Annotated in this window: 19 protein-coding genes; 10 read left to right on the forward strand and 9 right to left on the reverse strand. The window is 62.6% G+C overall.

What is annotated here, in order from left to right; translation table 11 throughout:
* The 6 genes from NKJ18_RS14625 to infC all read right to left on the reverse strand — a co-directional run bounded on the left by NKJ18_RS14625 (position 1) and on the right by infC (position 3,929).
* Positions 1-447, reverse strand: coding sequence for a GFA family protein (locus tag NKJ18_RS14625; protein WP_023696009.1), 447 nt, complete (start codon positions 445-447; stop codon positions 1-3).
* The gene (gene pheS / locus NKJ18_RS14630) at positions 444-1,541 is read right to left on the reverse strand and encodes a phenylalanine--tRNA ligase subunit alpha (protein WP_023696008.1); all 1,098 of its coding nucleotides are present in this window, start codon (positions 1,539-1,541) and stop codon (positions 444-446) included. The genes NKJ18_RS14625 and pheS overlap by 4 nt, the downstream gene beginning before the upstream one ends.
* A gap of 251 nt (positions 1,542-1,792) precedes the next feature.
* Positions 1,793-2,194, reverse strand: coding sequence for a 50S ribosomal protein L20 (rplT, locus tag NKJ18_RS14635; protein WP_023672281.1), 402 nt, complete (start codon positions 2,192-2,194; stop codon positions 1,793-1,795).
* Positions 2,195-2,233: 39 nt separating this feature from the next.
* On the reverse strand, positions 2,234-2,437 hold the full coding sequence (gene rpmI / locus NKJ18_RS14640; RefSeq protein WP_006201248.1) for a 50S ribosomal protein L35: 204 nt from the start codon (positions 2,435-2,437) through the stop codon (positions 2,234-2,236).
* 184 nt (positions 2,438-2,621) lie between these two features.
* On the reverse strand, positions 2,622-3,260 hold the full coding sequence (locus NKJ18_RS14645; protein ID WP_023755491.1) for a methyltransferase family protein: 639 nt from the start codon (positions 3,258-3,260) through the stop codon (positions 2,622-2,624).
* Positions 3,261-3,392: 132 nt separating this feature from the next.
* The gene (infC, locus tag NKJ18_RS14650) at positions 3,393-3,929 is read right to left on the reverse strand and encodes a translation initiation factor IF-3 (protein WP_023744911.1); all 537 of its coding nucleotides are present in this window, start codon (positions 3,927-3,929) and stop codon (positions 3,393-3,395) included.
* A 247-nt stretch (positions 3,930-4,176) separates the two neighbouring features.
* On the opposite strand from infC, the gene NKJ18_RS14655 reads away from it, so the two are divergent.
* The 4 genes from NKJ18_RS14655 to NKJ18_RS14670 all read left to right on the forward strand — a co-directional run bounded on the left by NKJ18_RS14655 (position 4,177) and on the right by NKJ18_RS14670 (position 7,656).
* A complete protein-coding gene (locus NKJ18_RS14655; protein WP_352758510.1) occupies positions 4,177-4,947 on the forward strand; it encodes an alpha/beta hydrolase in 771 nt (256 codons plus the stop codon).
* A gap of 6 nt (positions 4,948-4,953) precedes the next feature.
* Positions 4,954-6,096 carry a benzoate/H(+) symporter BenE family transporter gene (locus NKJ18_RS14660; RefSeq protein ID WP_352758511.1) on the forward strand — a complete coding sequence of 381 codons (1,143 nt, stop codon included), beginning with the start codon at positions 4,954-4,956 and terminating at the stop codon, positions 6,094-6,096.
* 117 nt (positions 6,097-6,213) lie between these two features.
* Positions 6,214-6,699, forward strand: a complete 486-nt coding sequence (locus NKJ18_RS14665) for a DUF2852 domain-containing protein (protein WP_023672286.1) — start codon at positions 6,214-6,216, stop codon at positions 6,697-6,699.
* Between the two features lie 198 nt (positions 6,700-6,897).
* Positions 6,898-7,656 (forward strand): M48 family metallopeptidase, encoded by a 759-nt coding sequence (locus NKJ18_RS14670; RefSeq protein WP_023693065.1) that lies wholly within the window; start codon positions 6,898-6,900, stop codon positions 7,654-7,656.
* A gap of 18 nt (positions 7,657-7,674) precedes the next feature.
* Here the strand turns inward: NKJ18_RS14670 and NKJ18_RS14675 are convergent, their stop codons facing one another.
* Positions 7,675-7,893, reverse strand: a complete 219-nt coding sequence (locus NKJ18_RS14675; RefSeq protein ID WP_023672288.1) for a hypothetical protein — start codon at positions 7,891-7,893, stop codon at positions 7,675-7,677.
* A 109-nt stretch (positions 7,894-8,002) separates the two neighbouring features.
* Between NKJ18_RS14675 and NKJ18_RS14680 the strand changes: the two genes are divergently transcribed.
* From NKJ18_RS14680 to NKJ18_RS14705, 6 genes are all read left to right on the forward strand, one after another.
* The gene (locus NKJ18_RS14680; RefSeq protein WP_023681392.1) at positions 8,003-8,662 is read left to right on the forward strand and encodes a phosphoribosylanthranilate isomerase; all 660 of its coding nucleotides are present in this window, start codon (positions 8,003-8,005) and stop codon (positions 8,660-8,662) included.
* Between the two features lie 90 nt (positions 8,663-8,752).
* Positions 8,753-10,003 carry a tryptophan synthase subunit beta gene (gene trpB, locus NKJ18_RS14685; protein ID WP_352758513.1) on the forward strand — a complete coding sequence of 417 codons (1,251 nt, stop codon included), beginning with the start codon at positions 8,753-8,755 and terminating at the stop codon, positions 10,001-10,003.
* Between the two features lie 2 nt (positions 10,004-10,005).
* Positions 10,006-10,845: a tryptophan synthase subunit alpha gene (gene trpA, locus NKJ18_RS14690; protein WP_023710427.1), complete on the forward strand. Its 840-nt coding sequence runs from the start codon at positions 10,006-10,008 to the stop codon at positions 10,843-10,845.
* 101 nt (positions 10,846-10,946) lie between these two features.
* On the forward strand, positions 10,947-11,873 hold the full coding sequence (gene accD / locus NKJ18_RS14695) for an acetyl-CoA carboxylase, carboxyltransferase subunit beta (protein WP_352758515.1): 927 nt from the start codon (positions 10,947-10,949) through the stop codon (positions 11,871-11,873).
* Positions 11,874-11,935: 62 nt separating this feature from the next.
* A complete protein-coding gene (locus NKJ18_RS14700; protein WP_352758517.1) occupies positions 11,936-13,261 on the forward strand; it encodes a bifunctional folylpolyglutamate synthase/dihydrofolate synthase in 1,326 nt (441 codons plus the stop codon).
* Positions 13,262-13,287: 26 nt separating this feature from the next.
* A complete protein-coding gene (locus NKJ18_RS14705; RefSeq protein WP_023681395.1) occupies positions 13,288-13,707 on the forward strand; it encodes a VOC family protein in 420 nt (139 codons plus the stop codon).
* Between the two features lie 438 nt (positions 13,708-14,145).
* Here NKJ18_RS14705 and NKJ18_RS14710 read toward each other — a convergent pair whose 3' ends face one another.
* Entirely contained in the window at positions 14,146-14,427 is a 282-nt protein-coding gene (locus NKJ18_RS14710; RefSeq protein WP_023672296.1) for a cupin domain-containing protein, read from the reverse strand.
* A gap of 190 nt (positions 14,428-14,617) precedes the next feature.
* Positions 14,618-14,941 (reverse strand): thioredoxin, encoded by a 324-nt coding sequence (gene trxA, locus NKJ18_RS14715; RefSeq protein WP_023672297.1) that lies wholly within the window; start codon positions 14,939-14,941, stop codon positions 14,618-14,620.
* Positions 14,942-14,963 lie beyond the last annotated feature (22 nt).

A 14,963-nucleotide genomic window follows, 5' to 3' on the forward strand; every position in this document is an offset into this window, starting at 1 on the left:
CTATGTTCCGTTTTGTCTGTACCCGCCCGGACCTTGTCCATCGGGTCTGGGTACGCTTGTCTTCAAATGGCGCGGCAAGTCGTCGGGCATATGCACGAAGGGCAGCTGCTCGCGCACATAGGCATGGTGCGTCGGCCGGAAATAGGCCGGCATGTCCATGGCGCCCAGCATGAAATAGATGTGGTCTTCCAGCCGCTCGTCGACATAGGCGATAGGCGAGCCGCAAATGCCGCAGAACGAGCGCGTCACCGGCCCGTTCTCGTACATCTTCAGCGCCTTGCCGGTGAAAGCCACCTGCTCGGTCAGGAAGCCGACAAAGGCCGACACCGGCGCGCCGCTGGCGCGCCGGCAATCGCCGCAATGGCAATAGCTGATATGGTGCGGTTCGACTGATGCCTCGAACCGTACCGCGCCGCAGCGGCAGCCACCCGTGTGCGGCGCCGTCATGCGGAAAGACCTCCGAACAGCGTCGGCATGTCGAGCGGCCTGAAACCGTAATGCGACAGCCAGCGCACATCGGCGTCGAAGAAGGCGCGCAGGTCCGGCATGCCGTATTTCAGCATGGCGATGCGGTCGATGCCCATGCCCCAGGCAAAGCCCTGATATTCGTCGGGATCGAGCCCGCCGGCGCGCAGCACATTGGGGTGGACCATGCCGCAGCCGAGGATCTCCATCCAGTCGGAGCCTTCGCCGAATCGCACTTCGCCGGGCCGCGAGCGGTCGCACTGGATGTCGACCTCGAGGCTGGGCTCGGTGAACGGGAAAAAGGACGGCCGGAAGCGCATCTTGACCTGCGGCACCTCGAAGAAAGCCTTGCAGAATTCTTCCAGCACCCACTTCATGTTGGCGACATTGGCCGATTTGTCGATCACCAGCCCCTCGACCTGATGGAACATCGGCGAGTGGGTAGCGTCGGAATCCTGCCGGTAGGTCTTGCCGGGAATGACGATGCGGATCGGCGGCTTCTGCTTCTCCATGGTGCGGATCTGTACCGGCGAGGTGTGCGTGCGCAACAGCTTGCGCTCGCCCTTTTCGTCCGGCTGGAAAAAGAAGGTATCGTGCATCTCGCGCGCCGGATGCCCTTCGGGGAAATTCAGCGCGGTGAAATTGTAATAGTCGCTCTCGACATCGGGACCTTCTGCGATGGCAAAGCCGAGATCGCCGAAGATCGCCGCGATCTCGTCGATGACCTGGCTGATCGGATGGATGCGGCCGCGCTCGGCCGGCGATTGCCGCACCGGCAGCGTCACGTCGACCGTCTCGGCGGCAAGGCGCGCCGTGACCGCCACATCCTTCAGCTCGGCCTTGCGTGTCGTCAGCGCTTCGGTGACGCGGTTCTTCAGGCCGTTGATCGCGGGGCCCTTGACCTGGCGCTCCTCGGCGCTCATCGCGCCCAGTGTCTTCAGCAATTCCGAGATCGACCCCTTCTTGCCGAGAGCCGCGACGCGCACGGCTTCGATAGCAGCCTCATCGGCGGCCGACGCGACGTCGGCAAGCAGGGAGTTTTCGAGAGTATCCAAGCCGGTAGCTATGTCGTTCACGGTCAAACTCGCTGTGTTGGGAGTCAACTTTGAGGTGAAAGTCACTTTCAAGTTGAAAGTTCAGCCATAAGAAAAACCCGCGCCAGCCGTGCCAGCGCGGGTTCCCCAATCAGAATTGCGAATGCTGGGAAGCGCTGGGCTCGGAGCCCGATCCCGAAAAGTTGCAGACTTTTCGGAAAGATCGCGCTCCTCGCTAAATTTCCCTGAGCATGATGTTGTCCAAAAAGTCAGCAACTTTTTGGCATCATGCTCTAGGCGACAGCGCTTTCAAAAGCATTCGGGGTGGTGTTCTTCAGATATTCGAGCGCGACCTTGGCCTTGGCCACGAGTGCGGCGAACGCCTGCGGTTCATGGATGGCCATGTCGGACAGGATCTTGCGATCGATCTCGATACCGGACTTGTTGAGGCCGTCGATGAAGCGGCCATAGGTCAGGCCATGCTCGTGCGTCGCGGCGTTGATGCGCTGGATCCACAGCGCGCGGAACGAGCGCTTGCGGTTCTTGCGGTCGCGATACGCATACTGCATCGACTTTTCGACCGCCTGCTTGGCGATGCGAATGGTGTTCTTGCGGCGGCCGTAGAAGCCTTTCGCGGCTTTCAGGACCTTCTTGTGCTTGGCGTGCGAGGTGACGCCTCTTTTTACGCGTGCCATGTCATGATCTCCTTAAACGCTGTTCCTGAAACCGAATGCTCAGAGGCCGTTCGGCAGAAAATTCTTGATGACCTTCTTGCCATCCGGTTCAGCCAGAACCATCGTGCCGCGGGCATTTCGAATGAACTTGTTGGAACGCTTGATCATGCCGTGACGCTTGCCGGCCGCAGCCGACAGGACTTTACCCGTACCTGTGATCTTGAACCGCTTCTTGGCGGCCGATTTGGTCTTCATCTTGGGCATTTTGCTACTCCGTATTGGTGGCGCACAATCGCGCTTCTTGTTCGCTTCGGGCGGACCAAAAGCCCGAAAAGCAAATGAAACCGCCACGGCATGCCCTGCCGGGCGGTTTTCTTGGAACGGCGGTCCTATACGTCAAAGCGGGCTGGCGCGCAACACCCGAGCGGCTGCGACGCTCTGTCCGCGATCAGGGCAGCCTGAACAGCACCGGCAGAATGCCCGATTGCTGGGCGCCATCGATGGTCTCGAACACCGGCAACGCCACCAGAAACACCAGCCCGTCGAGCAAGGTGGTCAGCAAGAGGCGCGGCTTGAAGCTGCCGGTGTCGCCTTCCTGGTAGAGCGACAGCTTGGGGAAGAAACGCGGCACCCGCGCCAGATAGGCTGTGTAGGGCGCGCCGAGAACCTCCTTGAGATACCGTTCCTCGCGCAGGATGACGATGTGGAAGGCGCCGGCGCACAAAAGCGCAAACAGGACGATGCCGGAGAACGAGCCGATCTGCGCCCCGACGCCGGCGGCGGCAACGGTCGAGAACACGTAGAGAGGATTGCGGGTGATCGAATAGGGTCCGCCGGTGACCACTTCGGAGGATTTGCGCCCCCCGATATAGAGTGTCGACCACAAGCGGCCGACGACGCCAAGGAAGATCAGCAGCACGCCGACCATCTCGATCGTTTCATGCACCGGGGTATCGGGCGGGAAGGTCGACTGGCCGAACAGCAGTGCCGCAAACAGCACCACCACCAGCACCGCAAGCACCATCCGGCGCATGTGCTGGTAGCCGCCCAGCTCCTTGATGGGCGCAGGGTTGATTTCATTGGCCATGTCGGGAATCCGATCGTCGAGAAGCTTTGCCGGCGATCGCGGCGTCTGGACAGGAGAATCGGCGTCCCGCCGATCGCCGGGACGCCATGAGACAGGATTCAGGCGGATTTAGAGCGCAACGCCCGAACTGATCTAGCGCGGGGCCAGCACCATCATCATCTGGCGGCCTTCCAGCTTCGGCTCGGCTTCGACCTTGGCGATGGTAGCCGTCTCCTCGCGCACCTTGTTCAGGAGCTGCATGCCGAGTTCCATATGCGCCATCTCGCGGCCGCGGAAGCGCAGCGTCAGCTTGACCTTGTCACCTTCCTCGAAGAAGCGCCGCACGGCCTTCATCTTGGTTTCGTAGTCATGGCTGTCGATGTTCGGGCGCATCTTGATCTCCTTGATCTCGATGACCTTCTGGTTCTTGCGCGCCTCGGCCGCCTTCTTCTGGTTGGCGTATTTCAATTTGCCGAGATCGAGAATTTTGACGACAGGCGGCACCGCATTGGGCGAGATCTCGACCAGATCGAGCCCTGCCTCTTCGGCGAGCAGCAATGCGTCGTTGATGGAAATATCGCCGCGGTTCTGGCCATCGGCGTCGATCAGTTGGACCCGGGGAACCCGGATATCACGGTTGGAGCGCGGGCCATCTTTGGTAGGCGCCGCTGCTTTGAAAGGTCTGCGAATGGTCGTGGTCTCCTTGGCCGTTTCGTTCAGGGTTTCAATCTAGAAATGTTCAGGACGCGCCAATGTGGTTAGCGCGCGGGCGGAGTCAATAGCACAGCGCTGACAGAAAATCACCCTGATCGCAGGCCTGCACCAAACAAAGGATGTCGCGAGCACTTTCCGCCTCGCCTGTGCCTGTGTCAAAAGACCGGCGAGTAAAATCAGGCTCCCGCAATCAGGCCCCCAGAACCAGGATTGATCCACAGCCATGACCGCGACCACCCCAACCCTGCTGGATGTCGACGGCATTGATATCGCGGTTCGCCATTCCTCGGGCGCAACGCCCGGCATCGTCTGGCTCGGCGGCTATAAATCCGACATGCTGGGCACGAAGGCGCAGACGCTATCGTATTGGGCGGCAAGGGAAGGCCGCGCGTATCTGCGCCACGATTATTCCGGCCATGGCGAATCCGGCGGCGCCTTTGCCGACGGCACCATTTCGAAATGGCTTGGCGAGAGCCTCGCCGTCTTCCGGCGTTTCACCGAGGGCAAGCAAATCCTGGTCGGCTCGTCGATGGGCGCCTGGATCGCGCTGCGCATGGCGCAGGAACTGCGCAAGGCGGGCGACAGCAATGTGGTTGGCCTGGTGCTGCTCGCGCCGGCGCCGGATTTCACCGCCGAGCTGGTCGAGCCGGCTCTGACGGAGGAACAGAGGCGCGACCTCCGGGAGAAAGGCTTTTTCGAAGAACCTTCGGACTATTCCGCCGAGCCTTACATCTACACAAGCGCGCTGATCGAGGACGGCAGGGCGAACCGGGTCATGACCGGGCCGATCGATACCCATTGCCCCGTCCACATCCTGCAGGGCCTGGCCGATGCCGATGTGCCGGCAAGCCATGCGCTGAAGCTGGTCTCGCTGCTGCCGGCCGACGACGTCACCTTGTCGCTCATTCCCGACGGCGACCACCGGCTGTCGCGGCCGCAGGATCTCGACATGCTGCTGAGGGCGGTGGGCGACATGGTTCAGCGGGCGGGGTAGGCAAGAATGCGCATTTCCATCCCGATATCCGCCTTTGTCGCGGCAATCGTCGGCTTCGGCGGCACGCTGGCCGTCGTCATTGCCGCCGCCAAGGCGGTTGGCGCCACGCAAGCCGAAACCGCGAGCTGGGTGACGGCAGTGTGCGTGGCGATGGCGATCGAATGCTTGTGGCTGTCCTGGCGCACGAAAATACCCATCATCACCGCCTGGTCGACACCGGGCCTGGCGCTGATGGCGGCATCGAGCGGGTTTACCATGGCTGATGCGGTCGGCGCCTTCATCGTCACCAGCTTGATGTTGATCGCCACCGGCCTGTTCAAGCCGCTGACCCAGCTGATATCAAGGATACCGGCGTCAGTCGCGTCCGGCATGCTGGCGGGCATCGTCGTCACCTTCGCGCTCAATGCCGTCAAGACCATTCCGGTCGATCCCTGGCTGATCCTGCCGCCGATCGCGGCCTTCTTCGTCATTCGCCTGTTCAACCCGGCGCTGTCGGTGCTGGCGGTGCTGATCGGCGGCGGCATCGCCGCATTCCTGACAGGCCGTGTCGGCGGACTGCCGGCGCCGGAACTGTCGACGCTGACGCTGATTGCCCCGCATTTCAGCGCCGCAGCTGTCATCGGCCTGGCGCTGCCGCTCTACCTCGTCACCATGGCGTCGCAGAACCTGTCGGGTCTCGCCGTCTTGCGCGCCGCCGGCTATCACCCCGAACCCGGCCCGCTGATCGGCGTCACCGGCCTGTTCTCGCTGCTGTCGGCGCCGTTTGGCGGCTCGACCACCAATCTGGCCGCGATCTCTGCGGCGATCTGCACCGGGCCGGACGTCCATCCCGACCCGGCCGAGCGCTGGAAGACCGGACCCTTCTATGCACTTGCCTATCTGATTTTCGCGGTTTTCGGCGCCTCGCTGGTGGCGATCTTCGCAGTGCTGCCGCAGAGCCTGATCGTTCTGGTCGCCGGCCTGGCGCTGATGGGATCGCTCGCCAACGCGCTGTCGATCGCGCTCAAGGACGAGGACCAGCGCATGGCGGCTACTGTCACCTTCGTTGTCACCGCGTCGGGGCTGACTTTGTTCGGCGTTGGCGCCGCCTTCTGGGGCCTGGTCGCCGGCCTCCTTGTGCTTTTCCTCGAAGCGCTCAAAAAGCGATAATCATTTCAGGCTGTTGTCCGGTTTTGGCGGGCGTTGTCTTGAATCGCCGTTTTTCTCATCCCATTTCGAATCCACGCAGCCGCTCTTGGCTGTCTCCAACCGAAGGAATGGGAGAAAATGAACACATCCGCATTGATCCGCCCGGCCTGGACGCCGGCGACCATCGCGTTGATGGTGATCGGCTTCATGGTGTTCTGGCCGCTTGGCTTCGCCATGCTCGCCTACATCATCTGGGGCGACCGGCTTGACGGCTTCAAGCGCGACGTCAACCGCGCCACGGACGGCATCTTCGCCGGCTGCCGCCGCGGTTCCGACAAGGCCGCGCGCTGGGGCCACGGTTCGGCCCGCACCGGCAATGTCGCTTTCGACGACTGGCGCGAGAAGGAACTCGAACGCCTCGCCGAAGAGCGTCGCAAGCTCGACGAGATGCTGAGCGAGTTCGATGAGTACGCCCGCGAATTGCGCCGCGCCAAGGACCAGGACGAGTTCGACCGCTTCATGGCCAACCGAAACAAGTCGACGGCGCCTGCGAAAACAGGCTCGGCCGAAACGGCCAAGCCCGCGACCCCCAAGCGCAAGGGCCCGAACCTGCTTGACGACTGAGGCTGCGCGCATGACCCCGAAAATCGGAACCGATTTTCGGAAAGGTTCATGCGCCAAATTAGAGTGCTACAGCGTCCTGTGCGCGTCAGAGACGCGCGGCGCTGTAAGACAGGCCTTGGCATGATGGACGGCGTCGCGCGAGCGGCGCCGTTTCTTTTTTGTTCTGGTCGTTTTCCTCGAATCGCGTATCGTTCAGCCATGTCCTTCGGCTTTTTCCGCAACCTAACCAAACCAAAACCCTCGCCTGTCGAAGAGCGAGAGCACGTCGTTGCCGGCCGCACACTGCCGCTCAGGATCGTCGAGAGCGCCCGCGCACGGCGGCTGACGCTTCGCATCGATTCGGGCGGCCAGGGGCTGCGCATCACCGTGCCGCCGGGCCTGCGCCGCGGCGAGGTGGAGAAATTCCTTCACCGCCACCAGGGCTGGCTGGAGCAGCGTCTGGCCAAGGTCCCGACACGGCCGCAAGTGCGCCCCGGCATCAAGATCCCGATACGCGGCGTCGCGCATCGCATCGTCCACGAACCGTCGAAACGCGGCACCGTCACCGTGTCGCGCGACGAGCGCGGTCCGCTGCTGATCGTCCATGGCGAGCGCATACATTTGCCGCGCCGCATCGCCGATTTCCTCAAGCGCGAGGCCAAGAAGGACATCGAGAAGCTGGTGGTCAAGCATACCGAAGCCATCGGCAAGCGCGCCAAGGCGATCCGCTTCAAGGACACGTCGAGCCGCTGGGGCTCCTGCACTTCCGACGGCAATTTGTCCTTCTCATGGCGCATCATGATGGCGCCGACGCCGGTGATAAACTACCTGGTCGCGCATGAAGTGGCGCATCTCAAGGAGATGAACCACGGCCCGAAATTCTGGAAACTGTGCGAGCAGCTCTGCCCCGACACCGACCGCTGCAAGGACTGGCTGAAGAGGAATGGTGGGGCGTTGCAGGCGATTGTGTTCGATTAGCCTGCGCCAGCGCCGCGCTCAATCATCATTGGCCGCATTAAGCTCTTCAGGCCGCAGCCCTTCGTCGCCATGGCGCGGCCATGGCAGGAAATTCTGCTCGAACGCATCGCTGCCGAAATAATCCAGGACCCGGTGCGCTTCTGCCCCGTCGAAGGCGGCCTTTTGCATCAGATGCGCGATGACGTCGCGCGCTTGCGCGATCTTCTGCCTGAGTTCGGCTATGCTCTGGTCGGCCATTCGTCTGCTCCGCCTTGCTTCTCCCATCAATAGGTAGCGCCTTTGGCGTTGCCGGCAAACAGCATGCTTTTTCTCGACTCTTGGCCGGTTTCGTGCCAAGCCCCGCGCCATGGCGCTCGATATCAAGATCTGTGGATTGAAGACCGATGAGGCAATGGCAGCGGCATTGGCCGGCGGCGCCAGCCATGTCGGCTTCATCTTCTTTGCTAAAAGCCCGCGCTATGTCGAGCCTGCGGCAGCCGGCCGCCTGCGCGAGGCGGCAATCGGCAAGGCCAGGGCGGTCGCCGTGACCGTCGATGCCGATGACGCGTTCCTGGATGAGATCGTCGCCAAAATGCGCCCCGACATGCTGCAGTTGCACGGCACGGAGACGCCCGAGCGGGTGGCCGAGGTGAAAGCTCGCTACGGCCTGCCTGTCATGAAGGTGTTCTCCGTCAGTGAGGTAGCCGATCTCGAGCGGCTAAAGCCGTTCATCGGCGTTGCCGATCGCTTCATGTTCGATGCCAAGCCACCAAAGGGCTCGCAACTTCCGGGCGGCAATGGCGTCGCCTTTGACTGGCGCATCCTGGCCGGCCTTGACGCCGGGCTCGATTACATGCTTTCCGGTGGGCTCAACGCCGCCAATATCGGCGACGCCCTGATATCAGCCAATCCGCCCGCGATAGACATTTCGTCGGGGGTGGAAAGCGGCCCGGGCGTCAAGGATCCGGCGCTGATCGAGCAGTTCTTCCGGGCCGTCAGGGCCGCGCGCGACGACCGCGCTGCCTGAGGCACTTCTTTCGAACCCGAGCATGTTCCGGAGAAGTGGGAACCGGTTTTCCGATAAGACATGCTCAGAACCAAGACCAGGAGATCGGCGATGAACAAGCCGGCGACACCCAATTCCTTCCGCACGGGACCCGACGAACAGGGCATGTTCGGCATCTTCGGGGGCCGCTTCGTGGCCGAGACGCTGATGCCGCTGATCCTCGACCTCGAGCGGCACTGGAACGAGGTCAAGAACGATCCGGACTTCAAGGCTGAGTTGACCAACCTCTCGACCCACTATGCCGGGCGGCCGTCAAAGCTGTATTTCGCCGAAGGCCTGACCAGACATCTTCGTGAGGTTTCCTCGGCGAAGGGCCTCGGGGGCGGCGCCAAGGTCTATTTCAAGCGCGAGGACCTGAACCACACCGGTTCGCACAAGATCAACAATTGCCTCGGTCAGATTCTGCTCGCCAAGCGCATGGGCAAGAAGCGCATCATCGCCGAGACGGGCGCCGGCCAGCACGGCGTGGCGGCGGCCACAGTCGCGGCGCGCTTCGGCTTTCCCTGCGTGGTCTATATGGGCGCCACCGACGTCGCCCGCCAAAGCCCCAACGTCTTCCGCATGAAGCTGCTCGGCGCCGAAGTGCGGCCGGTCACCGCCGGCCACGGCACGCTGAAGGACGCCATGAACGAGGCGTTGCGCGACTGGGTCACCAATGTCGAGGACACTTATTACCTGATCGGCACTGCCGCCGGCCCGCATCCCTATCCGGAGCTGGTGCGCGACTTCCAGTCGGTGATCGGCATCGAGGCGCGCGCCCAGATCCTCGAACAGGAAGGCCGGCTACCCGACACCATCATCGCGGCTGTCGGCGGCGGCTCCAACGCCATCGGCCTGTTCCATCCTTTCCTCGACGACAGGCAAGTCCGCATCATCGGCATCGAAGCCGGCGGCCGCGGCCTCGACGGCATCGAGCATTGCGCCTCGATGAATGCCGGCGCGCCAGGCGTCCTGCACGGCAACCGCACCTATCTCCTGCAGAACGCCGATGGCCAGATAATGGACGGCCATTCGATCTCGGCCGGCCTCGACTATCCCGGCGTCGGCCCCGAACATTCCTGGCTGCGCGATTCCGGCCGCGTCGAATATGTGCCGATCCTCGACGACGAGGCGCTGGAAGCCTTCAAGCTGACGACGCGCGTCGAAGGCATCATCCCGGCGCTGGAATCCGCCCACGCCATCGCGCATGCGGTGAAGATCGTGCCTGATATGGACAAGGACCAGATCGTCATCGTCAACCTGTCGGGACGCGGCGACAAGGATGTGCACACAGTGGCCTCGATGCTGGGCATGGAGATCTGATCATGGTGACCCGCATCGACCGCCGCATGGCGAAACTGAAAGCCGAGGGACGCCCGGCGCTCGTTACCTATTTCATGAGCGGCGACCCCGACTATGACACCGCTTTGTCGATCATGAAGGCGCTGCCGAAGGCCGGCGCCGACATCATCGAAATGGGCATGCCGTTTTCCGATCCGATGGCCGACGGCCCGGCGATCCAGGCCGCGGGCCTGCGCGCGCTGAAAGGTGGCCAGACGCTGGTCAAGACGCTGAAGACGGCGGCTGATTTCCGCGCTGGCGACAATGAGACGCCGATCGTCCTGATGGGCTATTACAACCCGATCTACATCTACGGCGTCGACCGCTTCCTCAAGGACGCAATTGCCAGCGGCATTGACGGGCTGATCGTCGTCGACCTGCCACCGGAAATGGATGAGGAACTCTGTATCCCTGCGCTGAAGGCCGGCATCAACTTCATCCGCCTGGCAACGCCGACCACCGATGACAAGCGCCTGCCCAAGGTGCTGCAGAATACGTCGGGCTTCGTCTATTACGTGTCGATGACCGGCATCACCGGCTCGGCTTTGGCCGACACCGGCAAGGTTGCCGCCGCGGTCAAGCGCATCAAGGGCCACACCAACTTGCCAGTCTGCGTCGGCTTCGGCGTCAAGACCGCCGAGCAGGCGCGCATTATCGGCGCCAATGCCGATGGCGTCGTCGTCGGCACCGCGATCGTCAACGCGGTCGCCAATGTGTTGGGACCGAAGGGCGAGAAGACCGCCGACCCGGCCGAGGCCGTCGCCACCCTGGTCAGCGGACTGTCTCAGGGCGTGCGTTCGGCCCGCCTTGCTGCTGCCGAATAGTTTCCCTACTTAGGCCTTGTGCAAGTCGTTATCCCAAAACCGGTTCCCACTTTTGGGCGACATGCACGAGCCAACTCTTCGTCAGGACAGGAGCCGAAGCGATGAACTGGATCACCAATTACGTTCGCCCGAGGATCAATTCGATGCTCGGCCGGCGCACCGACATGCCCGAGAATCTCTGGATCAAGGATCCCGAGACCGGCGAGATGGTGTTTCACAAGGACCTGGAATCCAACCAGTTCGTCATCCCGTCATCGGGCCATCACATGAAGATTTCGGCCAAGGAACGGCTGAAATTCTTCCTCGACGACGGCAAATACGAGCAGCTTGAGAACCCCAAGGTCATGCAGGACCCGCTCAAGTTCCGCGACGAGAAGCGCTACACCGACCGCTTGAAGGACGCCAAGGCCAAGACCGGCCTGGAAGACGCCATCATCAATGCGCTGGGCACGGTCGAGGGCCTGCCGGTTGTAGTGACGGTGCAGGATTTCGCCTTCATGGGCGGCTCGCTCGGCATGGCCGCGGGTGACGCCATTGTGCACGGTTTCGAGGTCGCCTTGCAGCGCAAGCGGCCGCTGATCCTGTTTGCCGCCTCCGGCGGCGCGCGTATGCAGGAAGGCATCTTGTCGCTGATGCAGTTGCCGCGCACCACGATCGGCGTCGATCGGCTGAAGGAAGCCGGCCTCCCATACATCGTCGTCTTGACCAACCCGACCACCGGCGGCGTCACCGCCTCCTACGCCATGCTGGGCGACGTGCATATCGCCGAGCCCGGCGCGCTGATCGGCTTCGCCGGCCCGCGCGTCATCGAGCAGACCATCCGGGAGAAACTGCCGGACGGTTTCCAGCGCTCCGAATATCTGATGGAGCACGGCATGGTCGACATGGTGGTGTCGCGGCTGGAACTGCGCGACACGATTTCACGGCTGTTGAAAATCCTGCTCAAACTGCCGCAGGAGCAAAAGCCGCTGGAGCCGGAAATCCTGCCGCCGTCGGTCATCCCGACGGAAGCCCGCCCGCAGGCTTGAGACGACATTTCTGGCCGCAAACCGCGATTGCGTGCACCTGCGCGCATGCGTAGGATTCGCTCATGACCACGCTTGCCGCAGATCGTGAAATCGAAGCCCTGATGGCGCTGCATCCGAAAGGCTTCGACCTTTCGCTCGACCGCATCACAAGGCTGCTCGAACGCCTCGGCAATCCGCAGGAGCGGCTGCCGCCGGTCATCCATATCGCCGGCACCAACGGTAAGGGCTCGTGCGCGGCCTTTTCGCGCGCGCTGCTCGAAGCCGGCGGCCACCTTGTCCATGTCCACACTTCGCCGCATCTGGTGAACTGGGCCGAGCGCTACCGACTGGCGGCCGAGGGCGGCGGCCGGCTGGTCGACGACGAGACCTTCGCCGAGGCCATCGCCCGCGTCGCCCGGGCCAATCAAGGCCAGAAGATCACCGTCTTCGAAATCCTAACCGCCGTCACCTTCATCCTGTTTTCCGAACATCCGGCTGCCGCCGCCATCATCGAGGTCGGCCTTGGCGGCCGCTTCGACGCCACCAATGTCGTTGCCCGGCCGGCGGTGTCGGTGATCATGCCGGTGTCGATGGATCACGAAGCCTATCTCGGCGACCGGGTCGAACTGATCGCCGCCGAAAAGGCCGGCATCATGAAGCGCGGCTGCCCGGTGGTCATCGGCGCGCAGGAGAGCGAGACGGCGCTGCAAGTGCTGATCGAAACCGCCGAGCGGCTGGATTGCCCGACCTTCGTCTACGGCCAGGATTTTCTCGCCTTCGAGGAAAACGGCCGCATGGTCTATCAGGATGAGGACGGGCTGATGGACCTGCCGCCACCGCGCCTGCCCGGGCGCCACCAGTTCGCCAATGCGGCGGCAGCGATTGCCGCCGTCAAGGCCGCCGGTTTCGAAATCAGTCATCGCGCCACTGAGAAGGCGATGGCGAGCGTCGCATGGCCGGGCCGCATGCAGAAATTGGCACAGGGCCGGCTGGCGGACCTCGCTCCCAAGGGCGCCGACATCTGGCTCGATGGCGGTCACAATCCGGGCGCCGGCGTGGTGGTGGCGGAAGCCTTGGCCGAGCAGGAGGAAAAGAACCCGCGGCCGCTGTTTTTGATTGCCGGCATGATCAACACCAAGGACCAGAGCGGCTATTTCCGCGCCTTCAAGGGCCTGGCTCGGCACGTCTACACCGTGCCGGTGAGCATGAGCGATGCCGGCGTGCCGAATGACGAGCTGGCGGTGCGGGCGACCGAAGCCGGCCTCACGGCCGAACCGGTCAGTTCCGTCGCCAGTGCGCTGATGCTGCTGCGCGACACCTGGGACGGGCCGGCGCCACGCATCCTGATCGGGGGGTCGTTATATCTCGCCGGCGCGGTGCTGGCCGAAAACGGCACGCCGCCAACCTGAAGCCATTTCACTGCGAGGAGCCCATCATGATCAAGGTCAAGCAACTCGCCCATGTCTGCATCTTCGCGCATGATCTGGAGGCGACGCGAAGCTTCTACCGCGACGTGCTTGGCCTCGACACGCAGTTCAATTTCCTGCGCGACGACAAGGTCTTCGGCTTCTACCTCAATTGCGGCGGCCGCAGCCATGTCGAGGTGTTCCAGAAGGACGGCACTGCATACAGCGAGCAGAACCAGATCAACCATTTCTGCCTGGAAGTCGAAGATCTCGACGCGGCGATCGCCCATATCAAATCGAAGGGCATCGACGTCACCGCCAAGAAGCACGCCTGCGACGACACTTTTCAGGCCTGGATCCGCGACCCCAACGGCGTGAAGATCGAGCTGTTCGAATACACCGCAAAAAGCGCGCAATTTACCGGAGGCGACCGCATCGCCGACTGGTAGTATTTTGGCCCGGGGAATCTATCGGGCGGTTGCCCCTCGGGCAGAAGCCCCGATATGCTTGGCCAAGCATGGAGGCAAGCTCGAATGGTTGTGAAGTGTCTTGTTACCGTCGACAACGACCCGCCGGAGGAGCTGATATTTGAATATGCTCCGCGGGTCGGCGATCATGTGATGTTACCGGGAGCCATCGAGCCACCGCACCCAATTGTTCGAGTGGCCCACAGACCGACGCGCCCCAATGATGCATCCGGCCAGCCCAGTGTCGCGTATTTCGTAAGCCGAGAGACGTTTCTCTATCGTGTGTATACGGGCGCTATAGAGGGATATGGGCAGGTCCTGAAGCCCGCGACCGGACGGAAGCCCGGCAAGCCTAGGCAGGCCAAAAAAACCGTGGCTCAAACTAAATAGACATCGGCGGCCGCGGCACCAGTCTGAGGCCTATTTCAGCTCGATCTCGATGAAGGCGTATTCGCCGTCATTGGCGCTGATGACGTCGTGCTCGACGCCTTCCTTGCGGAAGTAGGGCGCGCCCTTCTTCATTTCAGCAAAACTCTCGCCGTCCTTGGTCACCAGCTTCACCTTGCCGTCCATCAGCGGCACCACGACGTAGTCATGGCGATGCCGGTGCCAGCCGGTGTTGTCGCCGGGCTGGAAGCGGTATTCGGTGACGATGACGCGCTCATTGTCGATGAAGACGGTGGCCTTGGCGGATCCGGTCATTCTGTTTCTCCCTGTCCTGCCTCAAGCAGATGACATGGAGTGCGCCGATGCGAGGGCCAGAGGCGGCCGGGCGATGACGCCAAAGAAAAAGCCCGGCGCGAGGGCCGGGCTTCGATCTCGGGAACTAATGCAGGTCGCCCAAAAGTGGTCCCGGTTTTGGGAGGACGACATGCATCAAAACAAAGCCAGATCAGGCGAGGCTGCCATTGATCCAGTGCGACAGCGCGGTCTTCGGCGCGGCGCCGACCTTCATGTCGGCGACTTCGCCGCCCTTGAAGATCATCAGCGTCGGGATCGAGCGCACGCCGAATTGGGCGGCAAGCTCGGGGTTCTCGTCGATGTTCAGCTTGGCGATCTTGATCTTGTCGCCGAGTTCGTTGGCGATCTCTTCCAGCGACGGACCGATCATCTTGCAGGGGCCGCACCATTCGGCCCAGAAATCCACGACGACGGGCTGCGAGGCGTTGAGCACATCGGCCTGGAAATTGCTCTTGTCGACCTTGACGGTGGCCATACGAAAATCCTTTCGAAATTTA

The organism is Mesorhizobium sp. M0217 (genome assembly GCF_040321955.1).
Classification (GTDB): Bacteria; Pseudomonadota; Alphaproteobacteria; order Rhizobiales; family Rhizobiaceae; genus Mesorhizobium.

What these genes read in the sequence shown, in the direction of transcription:
- NKJ18_RS14625 (WP_023696009.1), bottom strand. Translation starts at nt 447, where the DNA reads ATGACGGCGCCGCACACGGGTGGCTGCCGCTGCGGCGCGGTACGGTTC.
- NKJ18_RS14700 (WP_352758517.1), top strand. Translation starts at nt 11,936, where the DNA reads ATGACCACGCTTGCCGCAGATCGTGAAATCGAAGCCCTGATGGCGCTG.
- NKJ18_RS14655 (WP_352758510.1), top strand. Translation starts at nt 4,177, where the DNA reads ATGACCGCGACCACCCCAACCCTGCTGGATGTCGACGGCATTGATATC.
- NKJ18_RS14670 (WP_023693065.1), top strand. Translation starts at nt 6,898, where the DNA reads ATGTCCTTCGGCTTTTTCCGCAACCTAACCAAACCAAAACCCTCGCCT.
- trpA (WP_023710427.1), top strand. Translation starts at nt 10,006, where the DNA reads ATGGTGACCCGCATCGACCGCCGCATGGCGAAACTGAAAGCCGAGGGA.
- NKJ18_RS14645 (WP_023755491.1), bottom strand. Translation starts at nt 3,260, where the DNA reads ATGGCCAATGAAATCAACCCTGCGCCCATCAAGGAGCTGGGCGGCTAC.
- rplT (WP_023672281.1), bottom strand. Translation starts at nt 2,194, where the DNA reads ATGGCACGCGTAAAAAGAGGCGTCACCTCGCACGCCAAGCACAAGAAG.
- trxA (WP_023672297.1), bottom strand. Translation starts at nt 14,941, where the DNA reads ATGGCCACCGTCAAGGTCGACAAGAGCAATTTCCAGGCCGATGTGCTC.
- NKJ18_RS14665 (WP_023672286.1), top strand. Translation starts at nt 6,214, where the DNA reads ATGAACACATCCGCATTGATCCGCCCGGCCTGGACGCCGGCGACCATC.
- NKJ18_RS14710 (WP_023672296.1), bottom strand. Translation starts at nt 14,427, where the DNA reads ATGACCGGATCCGCCAAGGCCACCGTCTTCATCGACAATGAGCGCGTC.
- trpB (WP_352758513.1), top strand. Translation starts at nt 8,753, where the DNA reads ATGAACAAGCCGGCGACACCCAATTCCTTCCGCACGGGACCCGACGAA.
- NKJ18_RS14705 (WP_023681395.1), top strand. Translation starts at nt 13,288, where the DNA reads ATGATCAAGGTCAAGCAACTCGCCCATGTCTGCATCTTCGCGCATGAT.
- NKJ18_RS14675 (WP_023672288.1), bottom strand. Translation starts at nt 7,893, where the DNA reads ATGGCCGACCAGAGCATAGCCGAACTCAGGCAGAAGATCGCGCAAGCG.
- rpmI (WP_006201248.1), bottom strand. Translation starts at nt 2,437, where the DNA reads ATGCCCAAGATGAAGACCAAATCGGCCGCCAAGAAGCGGTTCAAGATC.
- NKJ18_RS14660 (WP_352758511.1), top strand. Translation starts at nt 4,954, where the DNA reads ATGCGCATTTCCATCCCGATATCCGCCTTTGTCGCGGCAATCGTCGGC.
- accD (WP_352758515.1), top strand. Translation starts at nt 10,947, where the DNA reads ATGAACTGGATCACCAATTACGTTCGCCCGAGGATCAATTCGATGCTC.
- NKJ18_RS14680 (WP_023681392.1), top strand. Translation starts at nt 8,003, where the DNA reads ATGGCGCTCGATATCAAGATCTGTGGATTGAAGACCGATGAGGCAATG.